The following is a 19841-nucleotide window of genomic DNA, read 5'->3' as shown; positions in this document are numbered from 1 at the left end:
GCCTTCTGGTCAAAGCCTTAGTTACACTTATTTACTGCTAAAGAAAATTATAAGTCTAATCCTGTCTAATGGCAATAAGAAGGCACCCCTAGAAAAATATATAGACTAACTTGTCAATACTTGACCAAGCCTTGCATATACATTAAAAAGCTCGATTATTTGATAGTGTACAGGTCTTGGTTCAATGGAATACGTTAAACAATAATAGATTGGGGGTGTTAACATTGAAAATGCCGATGGGTAAGTGGGTGTGTTATACGGTTGGTTATGTTTTTATTATTACTGGTCTTGTTAAATTACTATTCGATGACTTTCTACCTATCTTTGCCAGCTTAGATATACCGTATCCGGCTACTGTATTATTAATCGTTGCAATTACTGAAATATTATGTGGTGCTATGATAGCCAGTGGTTATTATGTCAAAGAAGCTACAGTTCCACTGATTGTGATTATGATTGCAGCCATTTTATTAACAAAATTACCATTTCTTACAGATCAAGGTTTTTTTCAATTCCTGTACAAAGCACGACTTGACATTGTTATGTTAATTTTATTACTGTTACTATTTAACCATGTCAAGGGTAGAAAATTTAACTAATAGAAGCGGAACAAAAGCGTTTAATATTCATTTTCAGGCAATAACCAGAGGGTTATCCACAGACTTATACACATATGCACATGTGTTCGCTTTAATAAATCTGCTATAAGTTGATGGCTTTTCAACCTTCAACTGTACTAAATAACCCCGTTCATGGAAGATAAAAACCTCCATCCAAGATTAAGTAGTTCACTTAATCGAAGATGGAGGTTTTTTTACCGTTGTTTTCCAAGCTTTATTGTTGTTGTTTGCTTGTCGCTGCCGCGATAGTAAGTGACTTTTAAATCGTCTCCTACTTCTTTATCCTGATATAGGATTTTGCGTAAATCAATCATGTTTAAGACTTCTTTTCCATCAACTTGAGTGATAACATCCAAGCGCTCAAGACCAGCCTGATCCGCGGGTGAGAATTTCTCTACACTCCAAACGTACACGCCACCTTTAACGCCACTTGGGAGGCTTAATGTACTGTCCCATTCTGTTTGAGGCACTTCTTCAAGTGAATAAATTTCTACTCCTAAGTATGGTCTGGTTATCTTACCTTTTTTCTCAAGTTCATTGACAATCGGTCTCACGATGTCAACAGGGATTGCAAATCCAATTCCTTCAACAGCTGCTTCGTTAATTTTCATCGAATTAATACCAATTAACTGCCCTTTAATGTTAATTAAAGCACCGCCACTATTACCTGGGTTAATTGCAGCATCGGTTTGGATTACCTCTGCCTGCCAGTCTGGTCGACCATCTTGATTAAAGTCCTGAGGAACCGTTCGTTGCTTTCCACTGATTACGCCTTGTGTGACGGAACCAGAAAACCGCATACCTAATGGATTGCCAATCGCAATTGCTGGTTCCCCTACCTTAACATCATCCGATGATCCCATCTGAATAACCTGATCAATGTTTTTACCGTCTATACGGAGAACCGCTAAATCAGAAAACAAATCACTACCAATTATTTCAGCATTTATATGAGTGTCATTGGATAGCACAACTTCAACCGTATCAGCGCCATCTACAACATGATGATTGGTGATAACAAAAGCGTTGCCACCTTCTTTTTTATAGATTACTCCAGACCCTGTGCCAGCTTTACTTTCTTGCTTTTGCCAAAAATCCATCTGCTGTTGAATATTTACTACTCCAACTACAGCTGGGGCCACCTTTTCTATAACATCAGTTATTTGGGTAGAAACATCTACTTTAACAAAATTACTACTTTCACCTTGTGGCACCACATCGTTTTTGTTTATTGAACTGTTTGCCCATTCCTGTGGCACCATGTTTGACTTCATTAATGTAGGCATTGCAACAACTACAACTACGACACCTATTATTACACCTATTAGAATGGGGAAAATCCAGCCTGTCTTTTTCCTTGATGGTGGAGAGTTATTTGTATAATCGTCCATCCTATCATCCCTTTCATACAAATGGTGCCTAGCCCAGTTTATACAACTTCATACAGCTCTGTTGCTCTTTTTGGATCTGTATCCATAATCCGTATTGTCTTGTTGATGGCGACGCCACGTTCTTCTAACACACCACTAACCGACATTCGGGCTAGATCTTTCATATTGTTATCTTGACTTAAATGTGCTAAATAAATACGTTTTGTTCGATTACCAATAATATCATATAGAGCTAGACCACAGTCTTCATTCGAAACATGACCTGAGTCACCCAATATACGTCTTTTAACATTCCATGGATATCGCCCCATCCGTAACATACCAACATCATGGTTTGCTTCAAAAATGTAAGCATCTGCATCTTCTACAGTTTTTTTAATGCGTTCGGAAACATAGCCAAGATCTGTTACCAACGCAACCTTTTTATTGTCATGATGGAAGGTATAAAACATAGGTTCTGCGGCATCATGTGATACACCAAATGATTCAATTTCCATGTCACCAAATGTTTTTATCTCTTCCATACCAAAGTGGAATTTTTGATCTAATGCAATTTTACCAATAGAGCCTTCCATTGCCTTCCAGGTTTTTTCATTAGCATATATTGGTAAATTATATTTACGAGCAATGATTCCTAGACCTTTTATATGATCACTATGCTCATGCGTAACTAATATACCCGTTAGCTTCGTAGGATCTACACTTGCTTCGCCAAGAAGCTTGTCCAATTGCTTACCACTTAATCCTGCATCCACCAATAATCTCTCTTCATCCGATTCTATATAGAAAGCATTCCCAGTACTACCCGATGCTAATACACTAAAACGTAAAGTCATTACATTCACTCCGATTTCGTTGGCTCTAATCGTTTCTTTAACATGTTTACAAGATAATTCTTTAAAACCGAATCATTTTCAATCCTATCCACTTTCTCAATAATAGCCTTAATAGAATTGGTTAAAAATTCCATATCATTGTTTAAAAATATATATCCTTCAATCGCATTAACAAAATAGCTTCGTTCGCCATCAACAGATACCTTCCATGTAGGTGCAAAAACCTGCGGCCCGTCTGGATCAGCTAATCTTGTGTAAAAACCTATATCAATAGCTGTAACTTCTTCACCTGAAATTAAGGAGTTTTTTTGATACAAGACATTAATAGCTGTTAATGGTTTTACTAATGGTACTTGTTCTTTTTTATCTACGACCTCGCCTAATAATGATTGTGTATAAAAACTTATTTCATTTTTTTCATTTAAGAATACGAGGAGCATACCATTTTGGTTGAAGTAGATTGGACGAGCTTTCTTCTCCTGGAAAAAGACCAATACATTCATCTCTTCGTTCCAATTCCAAAAAACATAACTTTCTTGTGAGATAATTTCCAATTCTTTTTTTACCAACCCGACTATTTCATCATTCGATGCATCCTGATTAATTGGAAAAGGCTCATTTAACTTCGATATTATAAAATCATTATTGATTACAGCCGTCGTTTGTTTTTTAATTCCCTTTATCATACTAATATCTTCTTCACTAAATTGTTGTTGTACAACCTTTATATAAGAACCTTCTTTAGCTTCAGGAAGCTTCTCTGGTCGTATTTTGATATTTTCTGATTTAAGGTTTTCTTCAATCGTTGCTTCTTGCTGGTCTTTTAACTCATCTAAATCTTCTTTGTTTTGCTTATTTACAAACTGAACGAGTAAAAATACATTAAGAACGAAAAAGCAAAGGATAAATAGTGTTTTAATTTGACTCCATTGCATCCAATGCTCCCCCTTTCTTCGTTTCAAAATCGATTGGTTGCCATACGCCATTTATATTAAGAAACCAGGCTGGTTCTAAAACCGCATATGATGAAATTTCATTGTAAGTATACTGAAAACCTAGTTTAATGTTTTGTATTGCCTTAAAATCCTTTTCATCTGAAACTGAACGTTCCAAATAAGCAATAACCTCTGCCCCAGATCGCAGTGTTTTCACCTCACTGTCAAGCACGCTTTTCAAGTTTATTAATGGACGATAATATTCGTATAAATCACCATTCTTTCGCCATTGTTGTTCAATAATGGATGCATTTATATTACTAAAAGTAGGGTATCCTTCATAATACATTCGGTACCGAATTAAATTATCTCGTTGGTCAATATTCACCAAGCGGTATGTGTCTGTCCAACCTTTGTGATCATTAATATTCTTCAGACTAAAGCTTAAAATTTCACTGGCTTTCATACGCTCATATTCGACAAATGCCGAATTTAAAAACGAAATAGACTGACCATTATTTAAAACATTCATACCTCGTATTCCATCATTATAATAATTATCTGACTTACTGAACAAAGCAGTTTCTGGAAACAAAACTTCAACCATCTTAATTGGTTCAATAGTAGTAACTGTAAATTGCCGTTTATTCAAAGAAACTTCATTTAACGGAATATAAATTGGCTGTTTTCCTTTATCAAAAAGCACATATTCAAACAATCTATCTTTATTTGTGAAATAAGATAATAATTTCTCGTATTTGCCTGGGTTTTTTACAATTGCCGTTGCTTGATCCGCTCCGTCCTCTGATAAAAAGTGTAACTTAAGAATTGAGTTTTGATTAAAAGAAATAACGACTCGATTGAAAGACCAGACAGGGAAGGTCAGTGATTTGACCTCCTCGAAATTAAACATATTAGATAATAGTTCCATCGGGAAAGCGGCCGGAAAAACAATTTCCACTTCCTTGCCCTCAACCAATTTCATATTTTCTTGTGTTACTTGGAAGTCATATAACGACCATGACTTTATATCCTCATATAGATTTTGTAAATCTTCTGGTTCTGATAAACCATAATGATTGTCATTCGTGTGAAAAATGATTGAACTTGGCTTTATAACTTCTGGCTTTGTGATGTTTACTTCTTGACCACCAATATCTACACTCTCTTGAAAGTTCTGACCTTGATAATCATCCTTATTTGTTTGAAAAGTCCACAAACCAAATGTCAGTAACAGGCTTATTACTACCATAACAATCAATAATATTGATTTAACTAATTCTACTTTCATGATAAATTCCTCCGCTTCTGATTCATTAGCGGAAGTGTAAAGAGAATAGTAGTCCCTTTACCTTCTTTACTTTTAGCCCATATTTTTCCATGATGTGCTTCTACTAATTCCTTCGCGATGGCAAGACCTAAACCAGTACCACCCAATTTACGGTTTCTTGCTTTATCAGCACGGTAAAATCTTTCAAAGATTTTATCAAGTTTTTCATAAGCAATCCCCGGACCAACGTCTTGAATACTGATCAACAATTGATACTTTTGTTTCTCCACTTTAAAACGAATTACTCCTCCATCTGGAGAGTATTTAATAGCATTTGATATAATATTATCTAGTACCTGTGTCATCTTATCTTTATCTAAATAAACATAGTGTTGCCCATTTGGTAAATCTCTTTTTAGTTTCAATTTTTCTGCAACATTCATGTCAAAACGGTCAATAATCCGATGGAAATATGGAATGAAATCGGTTCTCTCTTTATGCAATCCATAATCTTTATGATCCATTTTTGAAAGTTGCAGGAGATCATTTACCATTCGAATCATTCGCTCTGTTTCATTTTGTGTAACGCCCAGGAACTTAGGTGCAATTTCCTTGTCTTCCCAAGCCCCGTCAGTTAGTGCTTCAATATAACTACGCATAGTTGTTAATGGCGTTCTTAATTCATGTGACACATTTGAAACAAATTCACGCCGTTCCTGTTCTGCCTTTTCCTGCTCGGTTACGTCACTTATTACAGTAATGAATCCAATAACCTCTTCTTCTTCGTCTGATATAACAGAGAAATTTGCCCGTATAAGAAAAACTTCTTCTTCTTCACTAAAATCGATAATCATAGAACCTATGTCCTGAAGCTCAGAAATATCTCTTACCTTGTCACTTAGGTGCAGGAGATCAAGCAATAAAGCACCTCTTACATCATCTGGGTCCTTTTCAATCAAAACAGCAGCTGCGTCGTTCATCAAAGTTACGGCACCCTTATGGTCCGTGGCAATCACACCATCTGACATATTGGATAAAACCGAACTAAGTTTTCTTCGCTCTTCCTCAGTAGTTGCTTGGGAGTACCTTAATCTATCATTCAAATCATTAAATGTTTCCGCGAGATTACCTATTTCATCTGAACTATAAACATTTACTTTCTGTGAAAAGTCACCTTTTGCCATAGTCTTGGCCTGCCGTCGCATTTCTTTAATTGGTTTTGTAATGGTTCTGGCAATTAAGACACCTATTAAAGCCGAGACGGTAATTGCAAGTATTGAACCTTTAAGAAATATCGCATTGATATTTCTCAACTGAGTGTAAACACTCTCCATCGATGCCTTGACGTAGATTGCACCAACCATATCACCATTATCATCTTTAAGTGCTGAGGTCCTTGCATATACCCTATTGCCATTAGAGTCCAAGGATTCTTTAGGTTGTGAAACCCCAAATCTTAACACGTTTTGGATCATTGACTCACTGGTTTTCTTCCCTATGTTTTTCATGATTTTAATATCATTCGTCCCTAACACACGACCTTGAATGTTAACTACCTGTAAGCTAGTAACATCACGCGGATCAACATCACCTACGATCTTTTGTACCTCACTCTCAAGTGTAGGACCTTCACCTTCTACCCGCTCTTTTTGAAAAGCCTGTTCCAAATTAAGACTAAGATAGTCAATCCGATCATTAACTGAGTCCTTAAAGTTTTCCTTTAAGTTTTCCTCTAAATTTCCTACAAAATAAGACCCAATTACTTGGATCGCGACCAGAAGCAGCAATATAAAAATTATGATGAACTTTAATTGTATGGACCGAAAAAATCCTACTTTCTTCATAAATAATTAATCCTGTTCAGGATTTCGTAAATAATACCCAACACCTCGGCGTGTAACAATCCAATTTGGGTTGCTTGGCGTTTCTTCAATTTTTTCACGTAAACGACGTACTGTAACATCCACGGTTCTAACATCACCAAAATAATCATATCCCCATACAGTCTCAAGTAAATGTTCACGTGTCATAACTTGACCTATATGTCTGGAAAGGTAATGAAGCAGTTCAAATTCACGATGTGTTAGTTCCACTTGGTCTCCATCACGAGTTACAGCATAGGCATCTGGATGAATGACCAATCTACCAACAACAATATCTTTTGTGGTTTTAACTGAATCATCTGGAACTACCTGCAAACGGCGTAAATTAGCCTTAACTCTTGCAATAAGCTCACGATTACTAAAAGGCTTCGTCACATAGTCATCTGCTCCAAGCTCAAGCCCGAGCACTTTATCAATTTCAGAGTCCTTGGCGGTTAACATAATAATTGGCATTGACTGCGTCTTTCGAATTTCACGACATACTTCATTTCCATCTTTATTTGGCAACATAATATCTAATAACACTAAGTCTGGCTTTTCCTGCTCTGCAAGCTCGATAGCTTCATCTCCATCATAAGCGCAAACTACTGTATATCCTTCTTTTTCTAAGTTGAATTTTAATATATCTGCAATTGGTTGCTCATCATCTACAACTAGTATTTTCTGACTCACATTAGCCACATCCTTTTATGACATTCTTACTTCTATTTTACCATACATCGAACTAAAACTCTTCCCAAACTCAGGTAGGATGAAATTACTAAATAAAATGGGGGTAATAAGCTTTTAATATCAGGAAAAGATCTTTTTATTATTAGAAAACTTGCCTTGTCTCCCAATCCTTAATGATTAAATCTTAGTTCCACTTTATACTGCAATGAACTAAAAACTTATGTTTTATTATAGTACAAAAAAGGCTGACTCAACATACAAGTCAACCTTCTCTTTATTTAATAGTATCTGGATGGACGTTTTAACGCGCCGTTTACATGAATTTCAAAGTGCAAGTGAACGCCCGTTACGTTTCCTGTAGCTCCCATAACGCCAATCTTACTGCCACCTTCTACGACTTGACCTACACGCACCCCAATTGAAGAGAGATGGGCATAAATTGTTTTCATCCCATTGTTATGGTTAATTATAACCCTATTACCAAATCCACCTTTACGACCAGCGGCAACGACCACACCGTTATCAGCCGCTAGAATAGCCCGGTTACTTGGTCTAGCAATATCAATTCCTTTATGCATACGACCCCAACGCATTCCTACGTTGCTTGATACGTACCCACCAATAGTAGGCCAATGGAGGTTTCCTGTCCCGCGCGACGAGATGACTTTAGTTCCTTTAATAACAATCTTTTTCCTTGGCTCTAACGTAATCGTTTCCTCTATAACTTTTTTCTTTGTTTGAGTCCCATTGGTAAATTCAAAAGCATAGCGAACTGATTTTTTTCCATCTGCACCCTCTTGCTTTACTTTTGTCTCACCTTTGTAAAGTTCATCTGATTCGATAATTTCTGTTTCGTGTTTAATTGTTTCCTTACGTACATCTTCTTTTTTAACAATTACACTTACAAAAGGAGCATATTCTGTTACGTTCAATTCATCTCCAATATGTAAAATAGATTCCTTTGTTAGGGATGGATTTAATTTTAAAATATCATCAGTAGATAACTCATAATTACTGGAAATCGACTCAAGTACTTCACCTTTTACTACTTTGTGCTTCCGATCTTCCAATGTTCCTTTTTCAAGCATATTAACCCCTTGTTCAGCAGTTAATATGTCTTGAGGTATAACTCTCTCAGCCTTTGTTTTAACAGCCGCAGATAGTTTTACTTCCAAAATTGTTGTGTCATCCCCGGTGGAATCTAACTCAGTTACACTTTGTGGGCCACTTCCATTAGGTTTATCTTTTAGTTCCAATTTATTAAGTATATCCTGTCCCACAAACTTGGCTTTATATGAATTAAGGATTTGTTGAACAGTTTCTTCATCGCTAAAATAACCTACCATTTTGCCGGCGATTTCGAGCTCAACCGCCTCAGCTACGATGGATAGTTCTTCTTTTAATGCAGCTATTACATTTTCATTATTGTATGTAGGATTAAACACCTTTTCAGGTATAATTGTTACACTTTTATTTGTTTTAATTGTATATTTTGGATACTTTTCTTTACCAGAATTGATGGTTTTATTTATGTATTCCTTTACTAAAGAATCATTGTCCACTTTTCCAACGTGCTTACCATCCAAGTATACGTGGTACACGGTTTCTAGTTCATTTGATGCAGCAGTGACATTGGTTGTGAAGAGCATTAAACTAACCGCTAGACATAATATAAATGCTATTTTTTTATAAAATTTTAATTCTGAAATCGTTTGCTTTTGATCTAACACGATAATGTTCCCCCTGAACTATCTATCAGTTCTAATAAATTTAGGTAGATTCCCAATATGTCCTATCTAAATCTATCATATATTAGTAGATTAGTAACAGGATATTCTGAACTGTAATATAAATGTATAATAACTTACAATTTTTTACATTTATAGTTTATTAAATTACACTTATATGGTAAATTTACTCATTTTGTTTACTATTATCTCGCTAATATTTCATTATTATTACAATCAAACCTAGGAATTTGAGTCTGATACGCAGAAATTAACTGCTTTTCAGATGAATTATAGGAAAGTTGAACAACAATTTGGTGTTTAAGGTGGTTCTTTTCTACCAAACTTTCCTTTTTTTATGAAAGTTAAACATATTTGTCAATTTAATATTGTTGTGTTGTAGTGTTTGTTATTTTCATAGTTGATATAAAATGCGACGTAACTGCTGTATTTATTTCCTTGCAAACCTTTACTAAATTGGTGCTGATCCAGCGCTTCGGAAAAACACTCGCTTTCCATGGGGAACGCTTCAGCCTCCTTGCCCCGGGAAGGGGTATGCCGATGTTGTCCGCAAAGGACGGTCTTAGTCGGCACGCGTCATCTATCGCTCACTGCGGGGTCTTCAGACTGTTCCTTCCCACTGGAGTCTCGCATTTTCCCTCCGCTTAGATAGGTTTCTGTTCAAGGGAGAAGAATCCCGAAAAAAACACAGAATTAATGAGTAGATTTCTATCTTAGTGAAGGCAGAATACGAATACTCCTGCGGGAACAGCACGAGTCCGAAGACCCCAGAAGAAGCGTTCTTTGCTTCTGAGGAGTCTGAGGCCGTGCCCGCGGAAAGCGAAGTATTCTGCCGAAACCGCGACGAATAAGTTTTCACTACGTCGCAGTCTATAGATTTTGTGTCAAACAACAATCTTTTAAGAAGAGCTATTAGAAAACTTGGCTTATCGCCAGGCCTTAATGGCGAAAGCCTTAGTTGCACTTATGCAGTAAGAAAGGATTTATACTTTCTTACCTGCAAATAAAAAGGATAACTTAACCTCTTTTAAAAGTAGGGTCTAAGTTATCCTTTTCTATTAATAAAAATTGGTACAGTAACTATTTTTAGCTATAAACGCTTCGAACTACGTTTGTTTGTGTTCTATCTGGTCCTACTGAAAATATTGATAAAGGTATTTCTGTCAATTGTGATATACGCTCGAGATAGTGACGCGCATTCTTTGGTAGATCGTGTAAACTTTTCACACCCGTAATATCCTCTGTCCAGCCCGGCATTTCTTCATAAACAGGTTCACAGTCAGCTAAAACAGACAAGCTTGCTGGAAATTCGTTCATTACCTTCCCTTTGTAATTGTAAGACACACATATCTTCAATGTTTCAATTCCTGTTAATACATCCAGGGAATTGAGAGATAAGTCTGTAATTCCACTCACTCGTTTGGCATGTCTCACAACCACACTATCGAACCAACCTACACGGCGTGGTCTTCCAGTTGTAGTTCCGTACTCACGGCCTACCTCCCGTATCTGATTACCAATTTCATCATGAAGCTCAGTAGGAAATGGGCCGTCACCCACACGGGTTGTATATGCTTTCGATACACCAACAACATGATTTATTTTTGTTGGTCCAACACCTGATCCAATCGTGACTCCACCTGCAATAGGATTAGAAGAAGTTACATAAGGATATGTACCCTGATCTATATCAAGCATTACACCCTGTGCACCTTCAAATAGCACACGGCGCCCATCATCAAGCGCATCGTTTAAAACAACGGAAGTATCTGCAACATACTTGGCAAGTTGTTGTCCGTATTCATAATACTCTTCAACAATTTCATCTACCTTTACTGGTTCAACCTCGTAAACTTTTTCAAATAAACGATTTTTTTCTTTTACATTCTGCTCTACTTTTGCCCGGAAAGTTTCTTTGTCCAATAGATCTGCTATTCGGATACCTACCCTAGCTGCTTTATCCATGTATGCTGGACCGATTCCTTTTTTCGTAGTTCCAATTTTATTAATACCCTTCTCCTCTTCTTGAAGGATATCCAACTTTAAATGATACGGTAAAATAACATGTGCTCGGTTACTGATTCGTAAGTTATCTGTTGCAACATTTCTTTCATGAAGATATGCAAGCTCCTCAACAAATGCTTTCGGGTCTATAACCATTCCGTTTCCTAACACACAGATTTTATCTGAAAAAAATATTCCAGATGGGATTAAATGTAATTTATACGTTATCCCGTCAAACTTTATTGTATGCCCTGCATTATTACCACCCTGGTATCTTGCAACTACCTCTGCATTCTGAGAAAGAAAGTCCGTAATCTTACCTTTTCCCTCGTCGCCCCATTGTGTTCCAACTACTACTACTGAGGACATAGTGCACCTCCACTGTATAATCATTTGTATTTTAGTAATTAACATACCAATTTTATCAATTTAAAATAGTTAAGTCAATCTAAAAGCGAACAATAAATATTTTTTAATCTAATAACGTTCGGTAAAATATGTGTACTATTTATTTTTATTGCTTGGTTTTATCGGCCGCTACTTTGCTCGTTGGTACCGGGCATCGTAACTCTCCCAATCAAAAAAGTGCATCTCACTAGGAGACACACTTTTACTAAGATTATACCGGTACCGGTGGAACATCACTTTCACTGTATCGATGATCCAGATCAACGAATTTATTGTATTCTTTAACAAAGGCTAATTCAACATTTCCAACCGGGCCGTTACGTTGTTTTGAGATAATGATTTCAATAATGTTTTGTTTTTCTGATTCTGCGTCATAGTAATCATCTCGGTACAAGAATCCAACTATATCGGCATCTTGCTCAATACTTCCAGACTCACGTAAGTCGGACATCATCGGACGCTTATCCTGACGTTGCTCTACTCCACGGGATAGCTGTGATAATGCAATCAAAGGAACATTTAATTCACGGGCTAGTCCTTTTAAAGAACGAGATATTTCCGATACCTCTTGCTGTCTATTATCTTTTGAGTTTGCACTACCTTGAATTAGTTGCAGGTAGTCGATTACGATCATGCCAAGTCCATGCTCTTGCTTTAAGCGGCGACACTTCGATCTAATCTCACTTACACGAATACCTGGTGAGTCATCAATATAGATACCTGCATTTGAAAGACTACCCATTGCCATAGTGAGCTTGCTCCAGTCTTCAGCCTCCAAGTTTCCCGTACGAAGCCGTTGTGCATCAATATTACCCTCAGCACAAAGCATCCTGGAAACAAGCTGATCTGCACCCATCTCAAGACTAAAAATTGCCACGTTCTCGTCCGTATTAATTGCAACGTTTTGTGCAATATTTAGGGCAAATGCAGTTTTACCAACTGAAGGTCGTGCGGCAATAATAATTAAGTCATTTTGTTGAAAACCAGAAGTGATCCGGTCTAAGTCACGGAAACCTGAAGGCACACCAGTTAAATCTGAACTTTGATGGTGCAGATTTTCAATATTATCATACACATCAATTAGTACATCTTTAATGGCTTGAAACGCTCCAGAGTTTTTCCGATGAGAAACTTCCAGAATGTTTTTTTCTGCTTCATTTAGAACGTCCTCTATCTCGTCTTCCTTAGAAAAACTTGTAGTTACAATGTCTGTAGCGGTACGGATCAACCGACGCAACACTGATTTTTCTTCTACAATTTTACTATAATAACTAATATTTGCTGCAGTCGGTACACTCCCAGCTATATCGGTTAAATAAGAGACTCCTCCTACCTCGTCTAGAGTTTTAGCATTAGATAATGAGGTAGTAACAGTTACTAAATCAATTGGCTCCCCTTTATCGGAAAGCTTAATCATTGTTTCATAGATTCGCTGATGGCTAGCTCGATAGAAATCCTCTGGCAATAACAATTCAGATGCACTTGAAAATGCTTCAGGCTCTAGAAAAATTGCTCCAATAACAGCCTGCTCTGCCTCTATATTATGTGGTGGTGTACGGTCATTCCACGTGTCACTCATATTTATTCCCCCTCTAGGCTCACACCTTATTGATATAAAAGAAGAAAAAGCCTAGAAACTTATCTATTATTTTTGTTCAGATACATGGACCTTAATAGACCCGGATACTTCTGAAGTAAACTTAACTGGTACAGTTGTATAGCCAAGTGCGCGTATCGGCTGGTCAAGTTCAATTTTCCGCTTGTCAATTTTGTATCCATGCTCTTTTTCAAGACTTTCCGCGATTTGCTTACTAGTAATGGAACCGAACAAACGACCCGCATCACCTGATTTTGCTTTCATTTCTACCGTTAATTCTGCAATCCGGTCTTTTAGGTCAATAGCCTCTTCTTTTTCCTTTTGTTCAATTTGCTCTTCTTTCTGTTGTTTTGCTTCTAAAGCTTTTATATTACCGTGGTTTGCTTCTACGGCTAAATTATTTTTCAGTAAATAGTTGCGGGCATAGCCGTCAGAGACATTTTTAACTTCACCTTTTTTACCTTTACCTTTTACTTCTTTTAGAAAAATTACTTTCATTTGACGTCTCCTCCTTCTAAATATTCCTCAAGTATATCTTTTAATAGTTCTTCTGCATCCTCTATTGTTGTATCTTCAATTTGTGTAGCAGCATTAGTTAAATGTCCTCCACCGTTCATTTTTTCCATGATAACTTGAACGTTGACGTCACCTAAAGACCTTGCACTTATTCCAATTTGGCCATCACTTCGTTCAGAGATAACAAAAGAAGCATTTATTCCGCTCATAGTTAGAAGTGTATCGGCTGCTTGTGCAATTAAAACAGGACTGTATATTTCCCCATGCTTTCCAGCTGAAATAGCAATATTATCACGGTATACATCAGCACGTTCTATCAGCTTACTTCTTTTAATAAACAAATCTAAGTCTTCTTTCATAAACTGTTGCACCAAAATAGTATCTGCACCTTTTGAACGTAAATAGGAGGCTGCATCAAATGTTCGTGAACCTGTACGCAATGTGAAACTCTTTGTATCGACGATAATTCCAGCCAAAAGAGCTGTTGCTTCAAGCATCCTCAGTTTTAAAGTTTTAGGTTGATACTCAAGTAACTCAGTAACTAACTCCGCTGTTGAAGACGCATATGGTTCCATATAAACCAATGTAGGATTTTCAATAAACTCTTCTGCACGACGGTGGTGATCTATAACCACTTTGTATTCTGTTTTATTTAACAGCTTTTCACTTGCTACCAGAGATGGCTTATGCGTGTCTACTACTACAATGAGACTACGGTTTGAAATGATGTCTTCTGCTTCTTCAGGGTCAATGAAGTGCTGCCAAAGGCTCTCTTCTTCCTTAATTGCATCAATTAAGCGATATAAACCGGTACTAACATCTTCTGGATCAAATACGATATAGCCGTTAACGCCATTTGCCTTGGCGATGTTTAGAATACCAATTGCAGCCCCAACAGAATCCATATCAGGTGCTTTATGACCCATAATAATGACATTATCACTTTCCTTAACAAGTTGTTTTAAGGCGTGTGATATAACCCTTGCTCTAACACGGGTACGTTTTTCCATTGGGTTTGTTTTCCCACCGTAAAATCGTACCTTACCTGCATCATCTTTTATTGCTACTTGATCTCCACCACGACCTAAAGCTAAATCAAGACTTGATTGCGCTAATTCCCCAAGCGCGGGAAGGTCAACATTTCCAAGTCCAATTCCAATACTAAGTGTGACAGGAATATTCTGATCGGCATTTAGCTCTCGAACTTCATCAAGAATATCGAACTTTGACTTTTCCAGTTGATGCAGTATTTCTTTCGTTCCAACGGCAACAAAACGTTCCTGTGAAGTGCGTTTTAGGTACATTCCGTTTTCATGCGCCCAATTATTTAATAAGGACGTTACTTTTGAATTCAACTGGCTTTTAATTGTATCGTCCATATTTTGAGTGATTTCTTCATAGTTATCTAAAAAAATTATAGACAATGTCGTTTGTTCATTATGATACAGCTGCTGAATTTCTGTTTGTGTTGTTCGGTCAAAAAGATACAATAATCGTTCCTCTTTTTTAATCGAGGTTTGAAATTCATAGCCTTCAAGCTGAAACCAAATTTCATTTTTATTCTCTTTGATCATTGGGATAAATTGTTCTGACAATAAATTTAATGACTTCCCGACCAGTGTATCATCTTCTGCAAATCGGTTCATATAAGGATTTGCCCATTCAATATAGTACTCTTCATTGAATAATACGATCCCTATTGGCATTTCCAACAATGCCTCTTCCCCAACTTTACGCACTCGATGAGAAAGTGTTGATATATATTCTTCCGTCTCATTAATTAACATTTTTTCTGTTTGAATACTGTAATAAAAAGAACCAAACAAAACAACAGTCATTACAAGACCTATAATCCAGTGAAAGTACCAAATAAAACCGAGCAATATAACGGATATAATATAGATAATCCACAAATGTCTACTCAGTGTTGGCTTGTTTTGTATATCCTGCATGGAATTCAACTCCTACACCTTATTCCTGTTCTATTTATTATCTTTTGTAATGCGATCACGTAGTCGAAATCCTATGTCTATTATACCTAAGATTCTTACAAGATAAAGTAAAAGAAATGGAAAGAGTAATGTTACGATTACACAAATCACCGGCAAAGCTTTCGACTTATTTTTTTGAAATGCATAGAAAAAGATAAATGAAAACCCTTGAACAGTCATTAACAATCCGGCCAGAACCAATGCATTATTTACTGCATGATAAAATATGCTCGATGGGTCAAATCCGATTAAGGTTAAAATTAATGCAAAAAAGTAAACCCAAACAAGTGATACCGGCATCCTTAATTCCCGAAAAGGTGGAAAAGAGAGTTGTTTCTTATCTAACCGATTAATTATTTTATAACCAAACCATTGACTAATAAAAGCCAGAATTATTGCTAAGGATACCACCCCTACAGGGATCAAGTCCATTAACATATTTGCTTGTTGCTGCAGCAATTCAAATTGATCTTCCTGCCCACCTAAACCAAGCTGTTCCATAAAGCTTTTACTCATTTGAAGTGATTGCTCAGTCATTTGATCTATTTCTTCCACCAGATTGACATCGAAAGCAAACTGACTAATAGAAAATAAGCACAATAAGCCGACTATAAAACCCAATGTCCCTCTTGCCATTGTCTCATATGGAGATAGCTTTTTACGCATGGCACTCCCGAGCATTATTCCACCTAAGCCCATTAGTATAGTCACTGGTATAGAGAAAATAGTTGCAAAAAGTGATGACAATATAACAGATGCTATAAACATTGTTATCGATTGCTTCCACCCAAACCTATACGAGAAAACAATAAAAGGTATCGGTAATAAAAATACTGCAACAAGTGAAATTATTGGTACGAATGAGGCTATTAGCAATAGTACAATGTATATTGCTGTAAGTAGTGCCCCGTTTGTAAGTGATTTTGATTTATCCATCTATTTATTGCACCTCATTACATCTTAAAAAGCATAATTCATTTGAACTCATTATAATATGATAACACGATTTAGGCTCAAATTGTTAGATGAGGTAGTGTTTTATCTGTTATTTCCCAGGAAATAATTGTTGATTATTGTTAAATTTTTCTTAATGCCATCATTTGTTCATTCGCAACCAGCGACTTTATTGTTCATTTTTACTATAATGGGTAAGTAGCAAATATAATTTATAGGATGATGTCCATGATATTTCTAAAAGCGTTTTTAAACAGCATAAAATTACCAAACAAGAAAGCTGTGTTTCAATTAAACCGAATTGGAATGGATGTAACAGTTGTTTATATGTTCATTATCATGGCAATCGTTGCAGTACCAGCACTCTTAGATCGAATCACAGCATCAAATGACCCAGGCTCAGAAATAGGGGTTTTCTTTCTACTTATTTACTTCTTTATGTTTTACTATCTCCCTCTGACAATAATTGTATTTGTTGTTCTTTCTGGGGTAGCTTACTTTTTTTCTTGGGTAGCAAAGGGCTTAAACAGAAAAATGCTTTTCCCTTTATTGTGGAAAATGAGCGCGTATACGACAACAATCCCATTTCTTATTTACGCTGCCATTGCACTGTTATTTTCTATCGATGATAGCATGTTATGGTTATTCTTTATCTACTCTTTATTTATTTTATTAAAAATAGTTTTCGTTTATCCGAAACGAAAAAAGCGAATTATTTAAAGGAGGATAATGGTCGTGAATCGATTGATAACACTATGTCTCCTGCTAGCGCTGTTAGTAGCTTGTTCTGATTCCGAGTCAACAAACGATGGCAATAAAAAGGAAATATTTATTGCTGCTGCCGCAAGCCTTTCGGGTGCACTTGAAAAAATAAGTACCAATTACGAGGAAGAACACCCAAACGTTGATATAGTGCTTAATTTTAGTGGGTCCGGAAAGTTGGCTCAACAAATACAACAGGGCGCTCCTGTTGATATTTTCTTGTCGGCTGATCAACATTGGATGAATGTCTTAGAGGATGATAACTTAGTAATTCCTGAGACTCGGTCAAATTTTGCACAAAACAAGCTAGTTTTAATTACTCAGCAGGAAAATACTATAAAAGTGAATAAGTTGATGAACCTAGAACCAACTACTATCGGTCAAATTGCAATCGGAAACCCTAAAAGTGTCCCTGCTGGCAATTATGCTAAAAAGGCTCTTACTAATGTAAAAATGTGGGACAAGCTCACACCTGAATTTGTCTATGCGAAAGATGTCCGGCAGGTGCTGACATACGTGGAGTCAGGTAACGCCGAGATTGGATTTGTATATGGAAGTGATCTTTATCGTGCGAAAAATGTAAGGGTGTTAGAGGGTATTGATTCTACTCTCTATCCACCAATTGTTTATCCTGGAGCAGTACTATCTACAAGTAAACATTTAGATTCAGCAAAAAATCTCTTAGCATTTCTTCAGTCTGATTCAAGCCAGGATATTCTTAGAAATTATGGATTTAGCAATTAATTAAACTTAAGGGGGCAATGTCTTATGAACTATACACCATTAATTCTTTCATTAAAAATAGCAGGCATTGCCACATGTATTGTTCTGATATTCGGGATACTTTTTGCCAGGATGTTAGCAAGAAACCATTTTCCTGGAAAGAGAATAATTGAATCAATCCTACTACTGCCACTGGTATTACCACCTACTGTCGTTGGATTTGGGCTCTTATATTTATTTGGAAAGAACGGACCCGTTGGCAGCATATTACTTCAACTTTTTGATTTTCAGGTGGTCTTTACTTGGGTGGGTGCAGTTATCGCTGCAACGGTAGTTTCTTTTCCGCTAATGTATCAGAGTGCGTCTGCAGCATTTCAAACCTATGATCCAAATATTGAAAACGCTGCATACACAATGGGGGCTTCTAAGTGGCGGGTATTCTGGACCATCTCCTTTCCGCTAGCATGGCCTGGCCTATTAGCTGGACTTGTGCTTACTTTTGCGAGAGCTTTAGGGGAGTTTGGTGCAACTTTGATGATCGCCGGGTATATTCCAAACAAGACCGATACCATTCCGCTTGCAATATATTTTGCTGTTGAATCTGGAGAGACGGATAAAGCTGTTTTTTGGGTGATCAGTATGCTCGTCATTGGTTTCAGTGCTATTCTTTGGCTTAACTGGTGGAGCGCGCGTAATATTTTAAAATTTACTAGTATTAAATAATGGAGGAGTTCTATGTTTACTGTATCTATTATAAAAAGGTTAAAAGAATTTGCAGTGGATATTGAAATCAATATGGGTAACGAAATCGTAGTATTATTTGGCCCTTCTGGCTCAGGTAAAACAACACTGTTAAATTGTATTGCGGGATTAAGTAACCCGGATTCGGGAGTAATAAAACTGAATGATAGAACCCTTTTTCAAGAAAATTTAAAGCCTGTACCAGTCCAAAAGCGTAATATTGGATACGTATTTCAAGACTATGCTTTATTTCCCCATATGACTGTTAAAAAAAACGTTCTTTATGGAATGACTGATACCGAATTAGTTGAGCAACTAATTGATGTTGTGCAAATTAGATCTCTACTGGATAGCTATCCAAGACAAATATCTGGAGGGGAAAAACAACGTGTAGCACTTGTAAGGGCTTTGGCTATGAAACCTAGCGCATTGTTACTTGATGAGCCTTTCTCATCATTAGATGAAAAAACACGCATGGATTGCCAAGAGGAATTGGTCCGTTTACATAAGACGTGGAATATACCCGTTATAATGGTGACACATGATCTCGAAGAAGCAAACAAGGTTGGAGATCGGATTGTGAAAATAGATAAAGGAAGAACAATATAATTATCGATGATCCGTAATCTTTTCCTTTCGTTCGTACCTGCAGAATTAATAATTTTTACAAAAACTCGGCTTATCGACAAGCCCTTAGCGATAGCCTTAGTTGCACTTATGCAGTAAGAAAGGATTTATACTTTCTTACCTGCTAAAAAACAAAAAAACCTTATTTCCATAAATTATGGAA

17 protein-coding genes are annotated in these 19841 nt (G+C 36.7%); 5 read left to right on the top strand and 12 right to left on the bottom strand.

Going from position 1 to position 19841, the window contains the following annotated elements; all coding sequences use genetic code 11:
• The first annotated feature begins 230 nt into the window (after window positions 1-230).
• Window positions 231-599 carry a DoxX family protein gene (locus tag ACOI1D_RS07075; RefSeq protein ID WP_422500398.1) on the top strand — a complete coding sequence of 123 codons (369 nt, stop codon included), beginning with the start codon at window positions 231-233 and terminating at the stop codon, window positions 597-599.
• 215 nt (window positions 600-814) lie between these two features.
• Here ACOI1D_RS07075 and ACOI1D_RS07070 read toward each other — a convergent pair whose 3' ends face one another.
• The 12 genes from ACOI1D_RS07070 to ACOI1D_RS07015 all read right to left on the bottom strand — a co-directional run bounded on the left by ACOI1D_RS07070 (window position 815) and on the right by ACOI1D_RS07015 (window position 16807).
• A complete protein-coding gene (locus ACOI1D_RS07070; protein WP_422500386.1) occupies window positions 815-2011 on the bottom strand; it encodes a S1C family serine protease in 1197 nt (398 codons plus the stop codon).
• Window positions 2012-2049: 38 nt separating this feature from the next.
• The gene (locus ACOI1D_RS07065) at window positions 2050-2847 is read right to left on the bottom strand and encodes an MBL fold metallo-hydrolase (RefSeq protein ID WP_422500384.1); all 798 of its coding nucleotides are present in this window, start codon (window positions 2845-2847) and stop codon (window positions 2050-2052) included.
• Window positions 2848-2852: 5 nt separating this feature from the next.
• The gene (locus ACOI1D_RS07060; RefSeq protein ID WP_422500382.1) at window positions 2853-3782 is read right to left on the bottom strand and encodes a two-component system regulatory protein YycI; all 930 of its coding nucleotides are present in this window, start codon (window positions 3780-3782) and stop codon (window positions 2853-2855) included.
• The gene (locus tag ACOI1D_RS07055) at window positions 3763-5073 is read right to left on the bottom strand and encodes a YycH family regulatory protein (RefSeq protein ID WP_422500380.1); all 1311 of its coding nucleotides are present in this window, start codon (window positions 5071-5073) and stop codon (window positions 3763-3765) included. Before ACOI1D_RS07055 ends, ACOI1D_RS07060 begins: the two co-directional genes overlap by 20 nt.
• Complete coding sequence (walK, locus tag ACOI1D_RS07050; protein ID WP_422500378.1) at window positions 5070-6896, bottom strand: cell wall metabolism sensor histidine kinase WalK; 1827 nt, start codon at window positions 6894-6896, stop codon at window positions 5070-5072. Before walK ends, ACOI1D_RS07055 begins: the two co-directional genes overlap by 4 nt.
• A 6-nt stretch (window positions 6897-6902) precedes the next feature.
• On the bottom strand, window positions 6903-7607 hold the full coding sequence (gene yycF, locus ACOI1D_RS07045) for a response regulator YycF (protein ID WP_422500377.1): 705 nt from the start codon (window positions 7605-7607) through the stop codon (window positions 6903-6905).
• 278 nt (window positions 7608-7885) lie between these two features.
• The gene (locus tag ACOI1D_RS07040) at window positions 7886-9337 is read right to left on the bottom strand and encodes a peptidoglycan DD-metalloendopeptidase family protein (RefSeq protein ID WP_422500376.1); all 1452 of its coding nucleotides are present in this window, start codon (window positions 9335-9337) and stop codon (window positions 7886-7888) included.
• 1104 nt (window positions 9338-10441) lie between these two features.
• On the bottom strand, window positions 10442-11728 hold the full coding sequence (locus ACOI1D_RS07035) for an adenylosuccinate synthase (protein WP_422500374.1): 1287 nt from the start codon (window positions 11726-11728) through the stop codon (window positions 10442-10444).
• A 250-nt stretch (window positions 11729-11978) separates the two neighbouring features.
• Entirely contained in the window at window positions 11979-13346 is a 1368-nt protein-coding gene (gene dnaB, locus ACOI1D_RS07030) for a replicative DNA helicase (RefSeq protein ID WP_422500372.1), read from the bottom strand.
• Between the two features lie 66 nt (window positions 13347-13412).
• The gene (gene rplI, locus ACOI1D_RS07025) at window positions 13413-13862 is read right to left on the bottom strand and encodes a 50S ribosomal protein L9 (RefSeq protein WP_422500370.1); all 450 of its coding nucleotides are present in this window, start codon (window positions 13860-13862) and stop codon (window positions 13413-13415) included.
• Complete coding sequence (locus ACOI1D_RS07020; protein WP_422500368.1) at window positions 13859-15832, bottom strand: DHH family phosphoesterase; 1974 nt, start codon at window positions 15830-15832, stop codon at window positions 13859-13861. Before ACOI1D_RS07020 ends, rplI begins: the two co-directional genes overlap by 4 nt.
• A gap of 30 nt (window positions 15833-15862) precedes the next feature.
• A complete protein-coding gene (locus ACOI1D_RS07015; protein ID WP_422500366.1) occupies window positions 15863-16807 on the bottom strand; it encodes a YybS family protein in 945 nt (314 codons plus the stop codon).
• A gap of 246 nt (window positions 16808-17053) precedes the next feature.
• Between ACOI1D_RS07015 and ACOI1D_RS07010 the strand changes: the two genes are divergently transcribed.
• Genes ACOI1D_RS07010 through ACOI1D_RS06995 form a run of 4 tightly spaced genes read left to right on the top strand, consistent with a single transcriptional unit; the run spans window position 17054 to window position 19660 of the window.
• The gene (locus ACOI1D_RS07010; RefSeq protein ID WP_422500364.1) at window positions 17054-17545 is read left to right on the top strand and encodes a hypothetical protein; all 492 of its coding nucleotides are present in this window, start codon (window positions 17054-17056) and stop codon (window positions 17543-17545) included.
• 15 nt (window positions 17546-17560) lie between these two features.
• The gene (gene modA / locus ACOI1D_RS07005) at window positions 17561-18331 is read left to right on the top strand and encodes a molybdate ABC transporter substrate-binding protein (RefSeq protein WP_422500362.1); all 771 of its coding nucleotides are present in this window, start codon (window positions 17561-17563) and stop codon (window positions 18329-18331) included.
• Window positions 18332-18355: 24 nt separating this feature from the next.
• A complete protein-coding gene (gene modB / locus ACOI1D_RS07000) occupies window positions 18356-19033 on the top strand; it encodes a molybdate ABC transporter permease subunit (protein WP_422500360.1) in 678 nt (225 codons plus the stop codon).
• A 12-nt stretch (window positions 19034-19045) separates the two neighbouring features.
• Complete coding sequence (locus ACOI1D_RS06995) at window positions 19046-19660, top strand: sulfate/molybdate ABC transporter ATP-binding protein (protein ID WP_422500358.1); 615 nt, start codon at window positions 19046-19048, stop codon at window positions 19658-19660.
• The last annotated feature ends 181 nt before the right edge of the window (window positions 19661-19841 follow it).

It is taken from the genome of Virgibacillus sp. DJP39, assembly GCF_049310925.1.
Classification (GTDB): Bacteria; Bacillota; Bacilli; order Bacillales; family Amphibacillaceae; genus Virgibacillus_F.
Note: the sequence above shows the minus strand (reverse complement) of the source record. Positions and strands in the feature narration are given on the sequence as shown.